We start from the raw sequence: 268 nt of genomic DNA on the forward strand, positions 1-268 counted from the left end.
CGGCTCGCGGGGGGGCGCGGGTGGGCTGATCGATATCGCGTCAATGAAATTCCCGCGCGACATGGAGGCGCTCACCGACATCCTCGCCGCACGCGACGTAGGTTGGGTCGCCGCGCCGTGGCCCGGCCAGCTCGAAGATGTCTCGACCCGCTCGCTCGTGCGTGGCCGCTGCATGCGCTACGTCACGCTGCCGACCACGCCCGACGAACTCGGACACGCGGTCGGTCACGCGCACTGCATGGCCTTGCTGACCGAGCCAGTTATCCAC

Annotated in this window: 1 protein-coding gene; it reads left to right on the top strand. The window is 69.0% G+C overall.

Going from position 1 to position 268, the window contains the following annotated elements; all coding sequences use genetic code 11:
* Window positions 1–34: 34 nt before the first annotated feature.
* A partial coding sequence (locus SB822_RS57650; RefSeq protein ID WP_410859180.1) for a VpsR-related response regulator occupies window positions 35–268 on the top strand: 234 nt, incomplete at its 3' end.

This window comes from Paraburkholderia sp. SIMBA_054 (assembly GCF_046534875.1).
GTDB classification, from domain to species: Bacteria; Pseudomonadota; Gammaproteobacteria; order Burkholderiales; family Burkholderiaceae; genus Paraburkholderia; species Paraburkholderia hospita.